The organism is Pantoea eucrina, assembly GCF_002095385.1.
GTDB classification, from domain to species: Bacteria; Pseudomonadota; Gammaproteobacteria; order Enterobacterales; family Enterobacteriaceae; genus Pantoea; species Pantoea eucrina.
The window spans coordinates 24,609-40,780 of the sequence record NZ_MIPP01000016.1 but is presented as its reverse complement, the minus strand read 5'-3'; the positions used below and the strand labels follow the sequence as shown (position 1 = coordinate 40,780).

Annotated in this window: 15 protein-coding genes; 13 read left to right on the top strand and 2 right to left on the bottom strand. The window is 54.8% G+C overall.

The features are described from left to right. Window positions 1-106 precede the first annotated feature (106 nt). The 8 genes from HA43_RS09125 (at window position 107) to HA43_RS09090 (ending at window position 8,986) form a co-directional block, all read left to right on the top strand. Window positions 107-685 carry a lipoprotein gene (locus HA43_RS09125; RefSeq protein ID WP_039382984.1) on the top strand — a complete coding sequence of 193 codons (579 nt, stop codon included), beginning with the start codon at window positions 107-109 and terminating at the stop codon, window positions 683-685. 55 nt (window positions 686-740) lie between these two features. Then, window positions 741-2,228 (top strand): muropeptide MFS transporter AmpG, encoded by a 1,488-nt coding sequence (gene ampG, locus HA43_RS09120; RefSeq protein WP_094111499.1) that lies wholly within the window; start codon window positions 741-743, stop codon window positions 2,226-2,228. 436 nt (window positions 2,229-2,664) lie between these two features. Further along, complete coding sequence (gene cyoA / locus HA43_RS09115) at window positions 2,665-3,588, top strand: cytochrome o ubiquinol oxidase subunit II (RefSeq protein ID WP_039382982.1); 924 nt, start codon at window positions 2,665-2,667, stop codon at window positions 3,586-3,588. A gap of 4 nt (window positions 3,589-3,592) precedes the next feature. Then, entirely contained in the window at window positions 3,593-5,575 is a 1,983-nt protein-coding gene (cyoB, locus tag HA43_RS09110) for a cytochrome o ubiquinol oxidase subunit I (RefSeq protein WP_039382981.1), read from the top strand. Continuing rightward, complete coding sequence (locus tag HA43_RS09105) at window positions 5,575-6,189, top strand: cytochrome o ubiquinol oxidase subunit III (protein ID WP_039382980.1); 615 nt, start codon at window positions 5,575-5,577, stop codon at window positions 6,187-6,189. The genes cyoB and HA43_RS09105 overlap by 1 nt, the downstream gene beginning before the upstream one ends. Further along, entirely contained in the window at window positions 6,189-6,518 is a 330-nt protein-coding gene (locus HA43_RS09100) for a cytochrome o ubiquinol oxidase subunit IV (RefSeq protein ID WP_039382979.1), read from the top strand. Before HA43_RS09105 ends, HA43_RS09100 begins: the two co-directional genes overlap by 1 nt. Window positions 6,519-6,531: 13 nt before the next feature. Beyond that, window positions 6,532-7,419, top strand: a complete 888-nt coding sequence (cyoE, locus tag HA43_RS09095; protein WP_039382978.1) for a heme o synthase — start codon at window positions 6,532-6,534, stop codon at window positions 7,417-7,419. Window positions 7,420-7,621: 202 nt separating this feature from the next. Then, a complete protein-coding gene (locus HA43_RS09090; RefSeq protein ID WP_094111498.1) occupies window positions 7,622-8,986 on the top strand; it encodes an MFS transporter in 1,365 nt (454 codons plus the stop codon). A gap of 98 nt (window positions 8,987-9,084) precedes the next feature. Here the strand turns inward: HA43_RS09090 and HA43_RS09085 are convergent, their stop codons facing one another. Beyond that, on the bottom strand, window positions 9,085-9,576 hold the full coding sequence (locus HA43_RS09085; RefSeq protein ID WP_039382976.1) for a YajQ family cyclic di-GMP-binding protein: 492 nt from the start codon (window positions 9,574-9,576) through the stop codon (window positions 9,085-9,087). A 124-nt stretch (window positions 9,577-9,700) separates the two neighbouring features. On the opposite strand from HA43_RS09085, the gene panE reads away from it, so the two are divergent. Next, window positions 9,701-10,621, top strand: a complete 921-nt coding sequence (gene panE, locus HA43_RS09080) for a 2-dehydropantoate 2-reductase (RefSeq protein ID WP_039382975.1) — start codon at window positions 9,701-9,703, stop codon at window positions 10,619-10,621. Beyond that, complete coding sequence (yajL, locus tag HA43_RS09075; protein ID WP_039382974.1) at window positions 10,575-11,186, top strand: protein deglycase YajL; 612 nt, start codon at window positions 10,575-10,577, stop codon at window positions 11,184-11,186. The genes panE and yajL overlap by 47 nt, the downstream gene beginning before the upstream one ends. A gap of 212 nt (window positions 11,187-11,398) precedes the next feature. Here the strand turns inward: yajL and thiI are convergent, their stop codons facing one another. Then, on the bottom strand, window positions 11,399-12,847 hold the full coding sequence (gene thiI / locus HA43_RS09070) for a tRNA uracil 4-sulfurtransferase ThiI (RefSeq protein ID WP_094111497.1): 1,449 nt from the start codon (window positions 12,845-12,847) through the stop codon (window positions 11,399-11,401). A 234-nt stretch (window positions 12,848-13,081) separates the two neighbouring features. Here thiI and xseB point away from each other — a divergent pair, with 234 nt between their 5' ends. Genes xseB through dxs form a run of 3 tightly spaced genes read left to right on the top strand, consistent with a single transcriptional unit; the run spans window position 13,082 to window position 16,108 of the window. Then, the gene (gene xseB / locus HA43_RS09065) at window positions 13,082-13,324 is read left to right on the top strand and encodes an exodeoxyribonuclease VII small subunit (RefSeq protein WP_039382972.1); all 243 of its coding nucleotides are present in this window, start codon (window positions 13,082-13,084) and stop codon (window positions 13,322-13,324) included. After that, entirely contained in the window at window positions 13,324-14,223 is a 900-nt protein-coding gene (gene ispA, locus HA43_RS09060; RefSeq protein ID WP_039382971.1) for a (2E,6E)-farnesyl diphosphate synthase, read from the top strand. The genes xseB and ispA overlap by 1 nt, the downstream gene beginning before the upstream one ends. A 19-nt stretch (window positions 14,224-14,242) precedes the next feature. Further along, window positions 14,243-16,108, top strand: a complete 1,866-nt coding sequence (gene dxs, locus HA43_RS09055; protein ID WP_094111496.1) for a 1-deoxy-D-xylulose-5-phosphate synthase — start codon at window positions 14,243-14,245, stop codon at window positions 16,106-16,108. The last annotated feature ends 64 nt before the right edge of the window (window positions 16,109-16,172 follow it).

The following is a 16,172-nucleotide window of genomic DNA, read 5'->3' as shown; positions in this document are numbered from 1 at the left end:
AAAGCCTTTACAATCAATTTCCCGGTGGCTGGGGCTTTTTTCACCTCGCTGCAATGCTATGATGACGCCGGATTTATCTCCCAACCTAACGCTAATGAGAATGAGTATGTTGAAAAAACTGTTATTCCCTCTGCTGGCTGCTTTTGTTTTAGCCGGCTGTGCCAGCAACAGTACAACCCTGAACATTCAGCCAAAGATCCAGCTGCCACAACAGGATCCGAGCCTGATGGGCGTTACCGTCAGCGTAAACGGTGCCGATCAGCGCAGCGATCAGGCGCTGGCAAAGGTTAACCGCGATGGACAGCTGGTTACGCTGACGCCATCACGCGACCTGCGTTTTCTGCTGCAGGAAGTGCTGGAGAAGCAGATGACCTCCCGCGGATATATGATTGGTCCGAACGGCGCAGTGGATCTGCAGATTGTGGTGAATGGCCTCTACGCTGACGTCACGCAGGGTAACGTGCGCTACAGCATCACCACGAAAGCGGATATCTCTATTATTGCCACGGCGAAAAACGGCAATAAGCAGGTGAAAAACTACCGTCAGACCTACAGCATTGAAGGCGCTTTCAATGCCACCAATGACAAGATCACCAACGCTGTGAATGCGACGCTGAGCGATGTGATCGCCGATATGGCGCAGGACACCAGTGTAAACAACTTTATTAAACAGAACGCACGCTAACCGCTCCGCTGTCATCTGCCCGGCCGTCTGTGCCGGGCACTACCTCAGGCTGGCTATGACCTCTCACTATCTGCGAATATTTACCCAACGTAACGCGGCGGTACTGCTGCTGCTTGGCTTTGCTTCCGGCTTGCCGCTGGCGCTGACTGCGGGCACGCTGCAGGCATGGATGACCGTAGAGAATGTCGACCTCAAAACTATTGGCTTCTTTTCTCTGGTAGGACAGGCTTACGTTTTCAAATTTCTCTGGTCGCCGGTGATGGACCGCTATACGCCGCCGTTTCTGGGACGTCGCCGGGGCTGGCTACTGCTGACTCAGCTGGCGCTGATTGCCGGCATTGTCGCGCTCGGTTTTATGCATCCGGCTCAGGATTTAACGCTGCTGGCGGCCATCGCCGTGCTGGTCGCATTCTGTTCCGCCTCTCAGGATATCGTTTTTGATGCGTGGAAAACGGATATCCTGCCGCCGGAAGAGCGCGGCAGCGGCGCAGCGATTACGGTGCTGGGCTATCGCCTGGCGATGCTTATCTCCGGCGGGCTGGCACTCTGGCTTGCCGATCGCTATCTGGGCTGGCGCGCAACCTACTGGCTGATGGCGCTGCTAATGATCCCGGGGCTGATTGCCACGCTGCTGGCTCGCGAGCCCGCTGCAGCTAAACGCGAGCCGCATACGCTGCGCCAGGCCGTTACGTTTCCTCTGGCGGATTTTTTTCAGCGTAACAATGCCTGGCTGCTTATCACCCTGATCATCCTTTATAAGCTGGGAGATGCCTTCGCGGCGTCGCTGACAACAACCTTTCTTATCCGCGGCGTCGGCTTCAGCGCGGGCGATGTTGGCCTGGTGAATAAAACGCTGGGGCTGCTGGCGACGATTATCGGCGCACTCTATGGCGGCGTGCTGATGCAGCGTCTGAGCCTGTTTCGCGCTCTGATGCTGTTTGGCATTCTGCAGGCCGTATCGAACGCCGCTTACTGGCTGCTGGCGGTTACCCCGCCCCACCTCTGGAGCATGGCCAGCGCGGTGTTTATTGAAAATCTGTGTGGTGGCATGGGAACAGCAGCCTTTGTGGCGCTGCTGATGACCATGTGTAATAAAGCGTTCTCTGCCACCCAGTTCGCTCTGCTCTCAGCGCTGGCTGCTGTTGGCCGCGTTTATGTGGGTCCGGCCGCCGGCTGGCTGGTTGAGCTATGGGGCTGGTCAGCTTTCTATGCGTTTACCGTTGTGGCTGCGCTACCGGGACTGCTGCTGCTGTGGCTTAGCCGCACCACGCTTCTTCAGATGCAGCAGAGCGGCACGTTTATTCCGCGTACCAGCTGGCCTGTGGGCTATCGCTGGATTGTCCGCCTGTTCACCGCAGGCTGCGCGTTACTGAGCTGCTGGCTGCTGACGCTGGCGCTAACAGCTGCAGGCGCAGAATCGCTGACTGCGCTGCTGACGCCACTGTTTGAGGCGGGCATCGGCATTGCCGTTCTGGCCGTTATGCTGGGCGTGGTACTCGACTGTCTGGCTCTGAGGAAAACCCACCGGCTCGCTGAGCGATAGCCAGACACTATTTGCAGGCGCTATTTATTTTGTTTAAAAATAGCACCTGCGAATTAGCGCAAATAGCATTTTTTTCATCGCGAAATAAAAACATTAATTTAACAACATCGGGCGATATTTAAATCCGGTGAGCAATCAGTTTGTGGAAAAATTATCGCTCAAATGATGCATAATTGTTAAATAAGTGAGCATTAAAAGTACGGTTTATGCTTTCCCTGTTTTTTCTGCGGTTTCTGTCATTGCTTTTTGTTATATTGCCGCCAACTGCTTGTCGCGGTTAATAATTTGTCACTCTGCGTAACATCTGTGACTCCCTTAGCAAAAGGTGTCAACACCCTTCTGACACATCCTTAAGCTGGTTTACACTGCATAAACCTTACCGTAAAATGCGCGCACACTTAAACGACAATAGAGCCCTTGTCATTGAGGTCGTTAAATGAGACTCATGAAATACAATAAATGTTTGGGGATTTTGTCATTAATCGCAGGCGCTGTATTACTCAGCGGCTGCGATAGTGCGTTGTTAAATCCCAAGGGACAGATTGCAATGGAGCAACGTTCACTGATTCTGACAGCCTTTGGCTTGATGATGATTGTCGTTATTCCGGCAGTCTTAATGGCTGTTGTGTTTGCCTGGAAATATCGGGCGACCAATACCGAAGCGAAGTACAGCCCTAACTGGTCACACTCTAACAAAGTGGAAGCCGTGGTCTGGACCATTCCGATCCTGATCATCATCTTCCTCGGCGTGCTGACCTGGAAATCAACGCATGCGCTGGAGCCGGCTAAACCGCTGGTCTCTGACGTTAAGCCTGTTGAGATCGATGTGGTTGCACTGGACTGGAAATGGCTGTTCATTTACCCGGAACAGGGTATTGCCACCGTTAACCAGATTGCCTTCCCGGCAAATACGCCAGTTAACTTCAAAATCACCTCTAACTCCGTGATGAACTCGTTCTTCATTCCTACGCTCGGCAGCCAGATCTACGCCATGGCGGGCATGCAGACCAAACTGCACCTGATCGCCAATGAGCCAGGAACGTTTGACGGTATCTCATCAAACTTCAGTGGTCGCGGTTTCTCTGGCATGAAGTTCAAGGCCATTGCAACTAAAGATGATGCGGAATTCCAGCAGTGGGTTGCCAAAGTTAAAGCGGCACCTAACACGCTGACCACCATGGATGAGTTTGAGAAACTGGCTTCGCCAAGTGAGAATCATCCGGTGGAATATTTCTCAACTGCGAATCCTGAACTTTTCAAGCAGATTATTGATAAGTTCAAGATGAGCCACGGGAAAATGGACATGTCACACGAAGGCATGGACATGAATCACGCCGCTGCTGCGGGAACCGGGGAATAATACGATGTTCGGAAAATTAACACTGGATGCAGTGCCGTACCATGAGCCTATTATCATGGTTACGGTCGCCGCTATCATCATTGGTGGTCTGGCGCTGGTTGCCGCCCTCACCTATTTTGGTAAGTGGAAGTATCTGTGGTCAGAATGGCTTACCTCCGTTGACCACAAAAAACTGGGTATCATGTATATCATCATGGCATTCGTCATGCTGCTGCGCGGCTTTGCCGATGCAGTAATGATGCGTACCCAACAGGTTATGGCTTCTGCCGGTGAGGCGGGCATTCTGCCTCCGCACCACTACGATCAGATCTTCACTGCTCACGGCGTGATTATGATCTTCTTCGTGGCAATGCCATTCGTTGTAGGTCTGATGAACATCGCGGTTCCGCTGCAAATCGGTGCCCGTGACGTTGCGTTCCCGTTCCTGAACAACCTGAGCTTCTGGTTTACCGCGGTCGGTGTGATCCTGGTGAACATCTCTCTGGGTGTAGGCGAGTTCGCACAGACTGGCTGGCTGGCTTATCCGCCGCTTTCTGGCGCGGAGTATAGTCCTGGCGTCGGGGTCGACTACTGGATCTGGAGTCTCCAGCTCTCAGGGATCGGGACCACGCTGACCGGTATCAACTTCTTCGTGACCATTCTGAAGATGCGTGCGCCGGGCATGGACCTGTTCAAAATGCCGGTCTTTACCTGGGCATCACTCTGCACCAACGTCCTGATCATCGCTGCGTTCCCGGTTCTGACCGTGACGCTGGCACTGTTGACGCTTGATCGTTACCTCGGCTTCCATTTCTTTACTAATGATATGGGCGGTAACATGATGATGTACGTCAACCTTATCTGGGTCTGGGGTCACCCGGAAGTGTACATCCTCGTTCTGCCGGTCTTTGGTGTCTTCTCTGAAGTTACCGCGACGTTCTCGAAAAAGCGTCTGTTTGGTTACACCTCACTGGTGTGGGCAACCATCGCCATTACCGTACTGTCGTTCATCGTCTGGCTGCACCACTTCTTCACCATGGGTGCGGGCGCTAACGTTAACGCCTTCTTCGGTATCATGACGATGATCATCGCGATTCCGACCGGGGTGAAAATCTTTAACTGGCTGTTCACCATGTATCAGGGTCGTATTGAGTTTAACTCAGCGATGCTGTGGACCATCGGCTTCCTGGTGACCTTCTCAGTCGGTGGTATGACCGGCGTACTGCTGGCCGTACCGGGCGCAGACTTTGTCCTGCACAACAGCCTGTTCCTGATTGCACACTTCCATAACGTTATTATCGGTGGTGTTGTCTTCGGTTGCATGGCCGGTGTGACTTACTGGTTCCCGAAAGCATTTGGCTTCACGCTGAACGAAACCTGGGGTAAACGCGCTTTCTGGTTCTGGATCATCGGCTTCTTTGTTGCCTTTATGCCGCTGTACGCACTGGGCTTCATGGGTATGACCCGTCGTCTGAGCCAGGATATCGATCCACAGTTCCACTCGCTGCTGGTTGTTGCAGCTGGCGGTGCGGCGCTGATTGCCTGCGGTATTCTGTGCCAGCTGGTTCAGTTCTGGGTATCGGTACGTGACCGCGATCAGAACCGCGATCTGACTGGTGACCCGTGGGGCGGTCGTACGCTGGAGTGGGCAACCTCTTCACCACCACCGTTCTACAACTTTGCTGTTATCCCTCATATCCACGAGCGTGATGCGTTCTGGGAAATGAAAGAGAAAGGCGAAGCGTACAAGCAGCCAGAAAAATATGAAGAAATTCATATGCCGAAAAACAGCGGCGCGGCCATTGTTATCGCTGCATTCGTAACAGTCTTCGGTTTCGCCATGATCTGGCATATCTGGTGGCTGGCGGGTCTCACTTTCCTGGGCACTATCGTGACCTGGATTGTGAAGAGCTTCGATGAGGACGTGGATTACTACGTTCCGGTTGCTGAAATCGAGCAGATCGAGAAGAAGCACTTTGATGACATCAGCAAAGCAGGTCTGAAATAATGTCGACTCAAACCGTAAAACACCACCACGACGCCCATGCGGAGCATGGGCATCACGATGCAGGAGCCAATAAAGTCTTTGGCTTCTGGATCTACCTGATGAGTGACTGCATTATCTTCGCAACGCTGTTTGCGACCTATGCAGTAATGGTCAACAACACTGCCGGTGGCCCGGCAGGTAAAGATATTTTCGAACTGCCGTTTGTGCTGGTTGAAACCGCGCTGCTGCTGCTGAGCTCCATTACTTATGGAATGGCAGTGATTGCGATGAACAACCAGAACAAAGGTTCGGTCATTGGCTGGCTGGCCCTGACCTTCCTGTTCGGTGCCGGATTTATCGGGATGGAAATCTATGAATTCCATCACCTGATTGCGGAAGGCTTCGGTCCAAACCGTAGTGGCTTCCTTTCTGGCTTCTTTACTCTGGTTGGTACGCACGGTCTGCACGTTACCTCTGGTCTGATCTGGATGGCGGTTCTGATGTTCCAGATCGCTAAACGTGGTCTGACTGAGAGCAACCGTACCCGTATCATGTGCCTGAGCCTGTTCTGGCACTTCCTGGATGTGGTGTGGATCTGCGTATTCACCGTTGTCTATCTGATGGGGGCCATGTAATGAGTCATTCTGTAAACGAACATGGTGCATCACACGGTAGCGTGAAGTCTTACATGATCGGCTTCATCCTCTCTATCATCCTGACGGCGATCCCGTTCTGGATGGTAATGGATGGCAGTGCCTCACACGGCACCATCCTGGGTGTGGTTCTGGTGTGTGCAGTGGTTCAGGTGCTGGTGCACCTGGTCTACTTCCTGCATCTGGACAGCAAATCAGAGGGTGGCTGGAACATGGTGGCCATTGTCTTCTCAGCAATCATCATTCTGATTGTTGTGATCGGTTCACTGTGGATTATGTGGAACCTCAACTACAACATGATGGCCCACTAAAGAGTCACGCGTAATGATTAAGCAATACCTGCAAGTAACAAAACCAGGAATTATTTTCGGAAATTTAATTTCTGTCATCGGTGGATTTCTGCTGGCCTCTAAAGGCAGCATCGATTATCCCCTGTTTCTCACCGCGCTGGCTGGCGTATCGCTGGTGGTCGCATCGGGTTGTGTATTCAACAATGTGATTGACCGCGATATCGACATCAAAATGGAGAGAACGCGGAACCGGGTTCTGGTCAAAGGCCTGATCTCGGCGAAAGTAAGCCTGGTTTATGCCACTGCGTTGGGTATTGCTGGCTTTGCGTTGCTGTATTTCGGCGCCAACCCGCTGGCCATGTGGCTGGCGGTCATGGGCTTCGTGGTCTATGTTGGCGTTTACAGCCTCTATATGAAGCGTCATTCGGTCTACGGAACGCTGATCGGCAGCCTCTCCGGTGCTGCGCCACCGGTAATTGGCTACTGCGCAGTCACCAATGAGTTTGATGCTGGCGCATTAATTTTACTGGCTATCTTTAGCCTGTGGCAGATGCCGCACTCCTACGCGATTGCCATCTTCCGCTTTAAAGATTACCAGGCCGCCAACATTCCGGTTCTGCCGGTGGTGAAAGGCATCTCTGTGGCGAAAAATCATATTACGCTCTACATTCTGGCGTTTATGATTGCCACGCTGATGCTCTCACTGGGTGGTTATGCGGGCTACAAATATCTGATCGTGGCTGCGGCGGTCAGCGTCTGGTGGCTGGGTATGGCACTCTCAGGTTACAAAACCTCAAACGATAAAGTCTGGGCGCGTAAACTGTTTGTGTTCTCTATCATCGCCATCACCGCGCTGAGCGTCATGATGTCAGTTGACTTCATGGCTCCCGCATCCAAAGACCTGCTCACTTACGTCTGGTAAGCGGGCACCGTCACTCTGAGAAAGGGCGCGATTTTCGCGCCCTTTCTTTTTGTTACCACTGCTTAAAAACAAATGTTTTACCCGCCCTCCCCTGCTCCCTAAAATGGGTGCTAAATGCCCGAAATAAATCGATTTGCAGCAACAGGGTGTTACTGGCTGCTGCAGCATGGTGCATGACAGGCAGACACTTACAGAGGTTGGAATGAACGACAATAAAATGACGCCGGTAGAGCTGCGCGCTACATGGGGTTTAGGTACCGTTTTTTCCCTGCGTATGCTCGGAATGTTTATGGTTCTGCCGGTACTTACTACTTACGGCATGGCGTTGCAGGGTGCCAGCGAAACCCTGATTGGTCTGGCAATTGGTATTTATGGTCTGGCACAGGCCATTTTTCAGATCCCCTTCGGGCTGCTTTCCGATCGTATCGGACGCAAGCCGCTGATTGTCGGCGGCCTGCTGCTGTTTGTCCTTGGCAGCGTGATCGCCGCCACGACAACCTCAATCTGGGGCATTATTCTTGGTCGCGCCTTACAAGGCTCCGGCGCTATTGCCGCAGCCGTAATGGCGCTGCTGTCCGATCTCACCCGTGAGCAGAACCGCACTAAAGCGATGGCATTTATCGGTATCAGTTTTGGCGTGACCTTTGCGATTGCCATGGTGGCCGGACCCATTGTCACGCACGCACTGGGGCTGCATGCGCTGTTCTGGATGATTGCGCTGCTGGCAACGCTGGGTATCGTTATCACGCTGCTGGTCGTGCCGAATGCGCGCGGTCACGTGCTTAACCGCGAGTCCGGGATGGTAAAAGGCAGCATTCGCGCCGTGCTGGCCAATCCCAGACTGCTGAAGCTTAATATCGGCATTCTCTGTCTGCACGTGCTGCTGATGTCGAGCTTTGTCGCCCTGCCCGGCCAGTTTGAACTGGCAGGCCTCCCGGCAGCTGAGCACTGGAAAATCTATCTGGTGACCATGCTGGTTGCCTTTGTCGCCGTAGTGCCGGTCATTATCTACGCCGAAGTAAAGCGCCGTATGAAGCGGGTTTTTGTCAGCTGCGTGGCGCTGATTATCATTGCGGAAATCGTTCTCTGGGGAGCAGAAGGCCACTTCTGGACGCTGGTGGCTGGCGTGCAGCTCTTTTTCCTCGCGTTTAACGTAATGGAGGCCATTCTGCCCTCGCTGATCAGCAAAGAGTCACCGGCTGGTTATAAGGGCACCGCCATGGGTATCTACTCCACCAGCCAGTTTCTTGGAGTGGCGATTGGCGGCAGCCTCGGCGGCTGGATTTTTGGTCATATTGATGCGCAGACGGTATTTCTCATCGGAGCGATTATCGCTGCGGCCTGGCTGTTTGTTGCGATGTCGATGCAGGAGCCGCCTTACGTCAGCAGCCTGCGGCTGGTACTGAGCGACGCCGTGCTGGCCGTGCCGAATCTGGAAAAACGTCTGAAAGCTCAGCCTGGCGTGGCATCCGTATTTATCGTGCCGGAAGAGAAAAGCGCGTATATCAAAATCGACAGCAAAGTCACGAGCCGCGTTGAGATAGAGGCGCTGCTCGCCAGCTGCTGAATCTGAAGCCCGACCACTGCGTCGGGCTTTTTTTTACAGCGATCTATCCGGCATGGTGCGCTGTCGATCTATCGCGGTACGGCGTGCGCCAGAGAGGATTAATCGCGGAAGTTTTTGAACTGGAACGGCTGGCCGAGGTTGCCACCGCGCACCAGCGCCATCGCGCCCTGCAGATCGTCGCGCGATTTGCCGGTCACGCGCAGTTCGTCGCCCTGAATCTGCGTCTGCACCTTAAGCTTGCTGTCTTTGATCAGCTTCACCAGCTTTTTGGCAACGTCGCTTTCAATGCCTTTTTTCAGTTTGGCTTCTACGCTCCAGCTTTTACCGCTGTGTTCAATCTCTTCCGGCACCTCAATCGCAGCGTTTTCAATACCGCGCTTCAGTAGCTTTTCACGCAGAATATCGACAATCTGCTTCACCTGAAAATCGGACTCGGTGGTGATTTTAATCGTCTCGTTCTTCTCATTCAGCTCAACGCTGGCGGTGACGTTACGAAAGTCGAAGCGGGTTGAGAGTTCACGGTTGGTATTTTCTACCGCGTTGCGGACTTCCTGCAGCTCGACTTCGGAAACGATATCGAAAGATGGCATCTTTTCTTCTCCTGATACTAAAGTGACATGCATAATACGCGTCTTGCTGCGCTAATAAAACACGCGGCAGCTCAAAGCTATACTGAGTATGTGATGTGAAAATACCCCGCCAGCAGGAGGCAGAATGAAAATTACCGTGCTGGGCTGCGGCGCGCTGGGGCAGGTCTGGCTGACTGCGCTGGCCCGTCAGGGTCACGACGTACAGGGCTGGCTGCGCGTGCCGCAGCCCTACTGTTCCGTTAACGTCACCGATCTGCAGGGCGAAGTGAGCAATCACACCTTTATCGCCAACGATCCGCTGTTTCTGGCGCGCAGCGACCTGTTGCTGGTTACCCTGAAAGCGCCACAGGTTTCGCCAGCAATTAAAAATCTTCAGAGCGTGCTGCGCGCGGACATGCCGGTTTTGCTGCTGCATAACGGTATGGGAACGCTGGAGGAGCTGCGCGATTTGACGCAGCCGCTGCTGCGCGGCATCACCACCCATGCGGCGATGCATGACGGGACAGTGATCCGCCACGTGGCGGCTGGCATCACGCATATCGGACCGGTCAGCCGTGACGCCGCGCCGTTGAGCCATCTCGCGGATCTGCTGCATCAGGCATTACCTGACGTTGCCTGGCATGATGATATTGCTTCCGCCTGCTGGCGCAAGCTGGCGGTGAACTGCGTTATCAATCCGCTAACGGTAGAGCATGAGTGCCTGAACGGCGCGCTGCGCGCCTGGCCGGAGCAGATCGATACGCTGTGCGACGAGCTGGCGCTGCTGCTGACGCGTGAAGGACAGCATATGGATGCAGAGACGCTACGCGCCATTATTTATGACGTTATCGACACGACTGCCGCCAATGTCTCTTCTATGCTGCAGGATATCCGTACGCAGCGACAAACTGAAATTGATTATATTACCGGCTATCTGCTGCGCCGCGCGCGCAGTCAGGGCATTACGCTGCCGGAGAATAGCCGCCTTTATGATCTGGTAAAACGTAAGGAGTCACAATATGAACGCCAGCCCATCCGTACTGGTATGCCTCGCTCATGGCAGTGAAGAGACCGAAGCGGTCACCACCATCGACGTGCTGGTGCGCGGCGGCATCACTGTCACCACCGCCAGCGCAGAGAGTGACGGCACACGGGAAATTATATGCTCGCGCGGCGTGCGCCTGCTGGCTGATGCCCCTCTGGCAGAAGTGGCAGATAACGATTTTGACGCCGTTGTTCTGCCCGGTGGTCTGAAAGGTGCGGAGACGTTCCGCGACAGCCCGCTGCTGGTGGAAACGGTGCGCCAGTTTCATCTGACAGGCAAAATTGTGGCGGCTATTTGCGCAGCGCCAGGCACGGTACTGGTGCCGCACGATCTTTTTCCGGTCGGGAATATGACCGGCTTTCCGGGCCTGAAAGAGACAATTCCGGATGCGAAATGGATGGAGCGCCGCGTGGTATGGGATCCGCGCGTCAATCTGCTCACCAGCCAGGGACCGGGTACAGCGTTTGATTTTGCATTAAAGCTGGTGGATCTGCTGCAGGATAAAGAGACCGCACGCGAAGTCGCCTCACAGCTGGTGCTGGCGGCAGGCATTTATAATTATCAGGAGTTCGACGAGCGCGAATAAAGTGCGCCTCTGCGAATTCCGTTGCGCGAAATTAATTCCGGTATCACCGTAGGGGGTGCATTAATGCGCCCCTGGGCCGAATCGGATGCCGCACATAAACCAGGGCGCCATTAATGGCGCCCCTACGAAGCCAGACGTAGGGGGCGCATTAATGCGCCCCAACAAATTCCGGTGATATCCCGGCGGATAATCCCGGTGGCGCCCCTGACGTGCTATGGGCGATAAACTTTCACGTTTGTAAAACCCTGCTCGTGCAGATAAAGCGCCTGCAGTTTGCTCATCACGCCACGATCGCAATAAAGCAGCCAGGTCCGGTTCTGATCCAAATCGCCAAACTGCGTGCTGAGCTTATAGAACGGCAGCGACTTCACCTCCACGCCGCTGAGATCCAGCGGGGAAGCGTCCTGCTCGTCAGCGGCACGGATATCGAGCACCACATCGTTAGTGCCAAAAGAGTCCACGGTCTCTACTTCCACCACTTCTTCTTCGGTCTGTTCAGCAATCTCGCGGATATCGAGATTAGTCGCTTCCTGCACCACGCGCTGAAGAATATCGAAGTTGAAATTCTGCTCTTCCGCTTCAATTTTGCCTTTCACCGCTTTAACCGTCGGGCTCTTTGAGATAACGCCGCAGTATTCCGGCATGGTGCGGGCGAAATCTTCCGTACCGATCTGCCGCGCCACGTTAATAATATGCTCTTTATCGTGTGAAATCAGCGGACGCAGGATCAGCGTATCGGATGCGTTATCGATCAGGCGCAGGTTGGTCAGCGTCTGGCTCGATACCTGCCCCAGCGCTTCGCCGGTCACCAGCGCCTGTACACCGTAGCGCTCGGCAATCATTGACGCAGCGCGAACCATCATGCGCTTCAGCACCACGCCCATCTGCCCGTCATCAACGTTTTCCAGAATCTCGCCGACGACCGGCTCAAAATTGATGGCGACAAAGCGCACGCGGTGTGAGCGGCCAAAACGATTCCACAGATAGTGTGCTACCTGACGCACGCCAATCTCATGTGCCGCGCCGCCAAGGTTAAAGAAGCAGTAGTGCACGCGGCAGCCGCGTCGCATCAGCATGTAACTGGAGACACCGGAATCAAAGCCACCGGAGATCAGCGACATCACATCTTCCTGCGTGCCGATTGGAAAGCCGCCCAGCCCTTCAGAGCGACCGGTAATCAGCAGCAGACGATCGTCTTCAATCTCCAGATTAACTGTCTCATCCGGCTGCTTCAGCTGCACGCGCGCGCTGGCGATATGCTGATTCAGGCCGCCGCCTACATAGCGTTCCACATCCTGTGAACTGAAGCTGTGGGTGCCGCGACGTTTTACGCGCACGCTGAAGCTTTTATTTTCCAGGCGCTCACGATTCAGCGCCAGCGTCTGCTCAAAGATATCGTGCATATCTGTGTAAGCACGATCTTCAACGGCGAGCACGTGGTGGATACCAGGAATACGCGTCAGCTCATCCACTATGGTTTCACGCAGCGCTTCGTTTTTGGCGCGTACTTCAATGTGATCCCAGTGGCGCACCACCTTGATATCCTCATTCAGAGAACGCAGGGTATTGCGGATATTGCCGGTAAGAATTTTGATAAAGCGCAGCCGCACCGACTGACTTTTGATGGTGATTTCAGGGAAGAGCTTGATGATAAACTTCATGGCGACACAGCTTCGTTGGGCAAATAAGTGCTAAAATCATCAGCACTTAGCTGGTAAGATCATAATATTGCGGGGATCGCGAGAGCGTCCGCATCCGAGGCGCAAAAGTATACCACCTTTACTGCGTGACTGCTTCTGCTACCGCAATCACATTCAACATTTTGCTTATTATTCCCCGTCGGCTACCATGACCGATTGCACGAAGATGTCCCAAACTGTGAGTCGACACTGATTATGCCGAAAAAAGCCGAAGCGCCCGTGAGTTTTGAAACCGCCCTGCAGCAGCTGGAGCAGATTGTGAGCCGGCTGGAAAGCGGCGAGCTGCCGCTGGAAGAGGCGCTGAATGAGTTTGAGCGCGGTGTGCAGCTGGCGCGCAGCGGTCAGCAGACGCTGCAGCAGGCTGAACAGCGCGTACAGATCCTGCTGAGCGATGATAAAACGGCCGACCTTACCCCTTTTACGCCGGATAACGACTAATGGATTTTGTCCAGCTACAGCAAACCTATCATGAGCGCGTAAATCAGGCGCTGACACGTTTAATAGATCCACTGCCTTTTCAGAGTTCCCCGCTGGTGAATGCCATGCATTATGGGGCACTATTAGGAGGTAAGCGTCTGCGTCCTTTTCTGGTCTATGCCACCGGTGAAATGCTTAACGCCGACGCAGCCAGCCTTGATGCGCCTGCCGCCGCCACAGAGTGTATCCACGCCTATTCGCTGATCCATGACGATCTGCCGGCGATGGATGATGACGCGCTGCGCCGCGGACAGCCTACCTGTCATATTCGTTATGGTGAAGATACGGCCATTCTGGCGGGCGATGCGCTGCAAACGCTGGCCTTCTCTATTCTGGCTGATGAACCGATGCCGGGCGTCAGCGCGGCAACGCGCGTGAGAATGATCTCTGAACTGGCGCAGGCCAGCGGCGTTGCCGGTATGTGCGGCGGCCAGGCGCTGGATTTAGCGGCCGAAGGCAGACAGATCGATCTGGCGCAGCTTGAGCAGATCCATCGCCATAAAACCGGCGCACTGATCCGTCTTGCCGTGCGTCTGGGTGCGCTGGCTGCAGGCGAGCCGGCTCGCCTGGCGCTGCCGCTGCTGGACACCTATGCTGATGCTATCGGCCTGGCGTTTCAGGTGCAGGATGACATTCTGGATGTCACCGGCGATACCGCCGTGCTGGGCAAAACGCAGGGCGCCGATCAGGCGCTGGGCAAAAGTACCTACCCTGCCCTGTTAGGGCTAGAGGGCGCGCGTACAAAAGCGCAGGCGCTCTATCAGGAAGCTTTGGGGGCGCTGGAGATCCTCGCCGGCCAGGGCTATGACACAAGCGTATTACAAGCGCTGGCAAGCTTCATAATTGAACGCGATAAATAACTTTCATAATGAGTCTCTGATGAGTTTTGATATTGCAAAATACCCGACACTGGCGTTAGCAGGCACGGTGCAGGAATTACGTTTACTGCCGAAAGAGAAACTTCCGGCCCTGTGCGACGAGCTGCGTCAGTATCTGCTGGATAGCGTCAGCCGCTCATCCGGCCACTTTGCGTCGGGTCTGGGCGTTGTCGAGCTGACCGTCGCATTGCATTACGTCTACAATACTCCGTTTGACCATCTGGTCTGGGACGTAGGCCATCAGGCTTATCCGCATAAAATTCTGACCGGACGCCGCGATCGCATCGGCACCATCCGGCAGAAAAACGGCCTGCACCCGTTTCCGTGGCGCGGTGAGAGCGAATATGACGTCCTGAGCGTCGGACACTCTTCTACCTCCATCAGCGCTGGTCTCGGCATGGCGGTCGCCGCCGAGCGGGAAGGTAAAGGTCGCCGCACCGCCTGTATCATTGGCGACGGCGCAATTACCGCCGGAATGGCGTTTGAGGCGATGAACCATGCCGGCGATATCAAGCCCGATATGCTGGTGATCCTCAACGACAATGAGATGTCGATCTCGGAGAACGTTGGCGCGCTGAATAACCGCCTGGCGCAGATCCTCTCCGGTAAAACCTATTCGCGCCTGCGCGAAGGCAGCAAGCGCGTGCTGGACGGTCTGCCGCCGATTAAAGAGCTGGTGAAGCGCACCGAAGAGCATCTGAAAGGCATGGTGGTGCCCGGCACGCTGTTCGAGGAGCTGGGCTTTAACTACATCGGTCCGGTTGACGGCCATGATGTACTGACGCTTGTCGGCACGCTGAAGAATATGCGCGATCTTAAAGGTCCGCAGTTCCTGCATATCATGACCAAAAAAGGCAAAGGCTATGCCCCTGCCGAGCAGGATCCTATCGCCTGGCATGCCGTACCGAAGTTTGACCCGGCCAGCGGTGCGCTGCCAAAAAGCGTGCCTGGTCTGCCGAGCTACTCGAAGATTTTTGGCGACTGGCTGAGCGAGATCGCCGCTGACGATCCGCGCATGATGGCGGTCACGCCGGCAATGCGTGAAGGGTCCGGCATGGTGAGTTATTCGCGCGCCTATCCGCAGCAATATTTTGACGTGGCGATTGCTGAACAGCACGCCGTGACCTTTGCTGCCGGCATGGCGATTGGCGGTTACAAGCCGGTCGTGGCGATTTACTCCACCTTCCTGCAGCGCGCTTACGATCAGGTGATCCACGATGTGGCGATTCAGCAGCTGCCGGTGCTGTTTGCTATCGACCGCGGCGGTATTGTCGGCGCGGATGGTCAGACGCATCAGGGCGCATTTGATATCGTCTATCTGCGCTGCGTGCCCGGCATGGTGATTATGACGCCAAGCGACGAGAATGAGTGTCGCCTGATGCTCTACACCGGCTATCACTATCAGGCGGGTCCGAGCGCGGTGCGCTATCCGCGCGGTACCGGTACCGGTGCCACGCTTGAGCCGCTTACCAGTCTGCCGCTGGGCAAAGGGGTGGTGAAGCGTCAGGGTGAAAAGCTGGCGATCCTCAATTTCGGCACGCTGCTGCCGGATGCGCAGGCCGCGGCTGAAGCACTGAACGCCACGCTGGTAGATATGCGCTTTGTGAAACCGCTGGATGAAACCCTGATTTGCGAGCTGGCGCAGAGCCATGATGCGCTGGTGACGCTGGAAGAAGGTGCCATCATGGGTGGCGCCGGCAGCGGCGTAAATGAGTTTGTGATGGCGAAACGCCTGGCCGTGCCGGTGCTCAACCTTGGCCTGCCAGATGAGTTTATTCCACAGGGTACTCAGGAAGAGGTGCGTCACGACTATCAACTGGATGCCGCCGGCATTCAGCAGCAGATCGCTGCCTGGCTCGCGCAATAACTCCCCTCTTCGCTCCTGCTGCTATGCTTACGGAATCCTTTTCCCACGCATAAGAGCAGGAGCT

Excerpts from the sequence above, each read along its gene's own strand:
- HA43_RS09125 (WP_039382984.1), top strand. The coding sequence starts at position 107 with ATGTTGAAAAAACTGTTATTCCCTCTGCTGGCTGCTTTTGTTTTAGCC.
- ampG (WP_094111499.1), top strand. The coding sequence starts at position 741 with ATGACCTCTCACTATCTGCGAATATTTACCCAACGTAACGCGGCGGTA.
- cyoA (WP_039382982.1), top strand. The coding sequence starts at position 2,665 with ATGAGACTCATGAAATACAATAAATGTTTGGGGATTTTGTCATTAATC.
- cyoB (WP_039382981.1), top strand. The coding sequence starts at position 3,593 with ATGTTCGGAAAATTAACACTGGATGCAGTGCCGTACCATGAGCCTATT.
- HA43_RS09105 (WP_039382980.1), top strand. The coding sequence starts at position 5,575 with ATGTCGACTCAAACCGTAAAACACCACCACGACGCCCATGCGGAGCAT.
- HA43_RS09100 (WP_039382979.1), top strand. The coding sequence starts at position 6,189 with ATGAGTCATTCTGTAAACGAACATGGTGCATCACACGGTAGCGTGAAG.
- cyoE (WP_039382978.1), top strand. The coding sequence starts at position 6,532 with ATGATTAAGCAATACCTGCAAGTAACAAAACCAGGAATTATTTTCGGA.
- HA43_RS09090 (WP_094111498.1), top strand. The coding sequence starts at position 7,622 with ATGAACGACAATAAAATGACGCCGGTAGAGCTGCGCGCTACATGGGGT.
- HA43_RS09085 (WP_039382976.1), bottom strand. The coding sequence starts at position 9,576 with ATGCCATCTTTCGATATCGTTTCCGAAGTCGAGCTGCAGGAAGTCCGC.
- panE (WP_039382975.1), top strand. The coding sequence starts at position 9,701 with ATGAAAATTACCGTGCTGGGCTGCGGCGCGCTGGGGCAGGTCTGGCTG.
- yajL (WP_039382974.1), top strand. The coding sequence starts at position 10,575 with ATGAACGCCAGCCCATCCGTACTGGTATGCCTCGCTCATGGCAGTGAA.
- thiI (WP_094111497.1), bottom strand. The coding sequence starts at position 12,847 with ATGAAGTTTATCATCAAGCTCTTCCCTGAAATCACCATCAAAAGTCAG.
- xseB (WP_039382972.1), top strand. The coding sequence starts at position 13,082 with ATGCCGAAAAAAGCCGAAGCGCCCGTGAGTTTTGAAACCGCCCTGCAG.
- ispA (WP_039382971.1), top strand. The coding sequence starts at position 13,324 with ATGGATTTTGTCCAGCTACAGCAAACCTATCATGAGCGCGTAAATCAG.
- dxs (WP_094111496.1), top strand. The coding sequence starts at position 14,243 with ATGAGTTTTGATATTGCAAAATACCCGACACTGGCGTTAGCAGGCACG.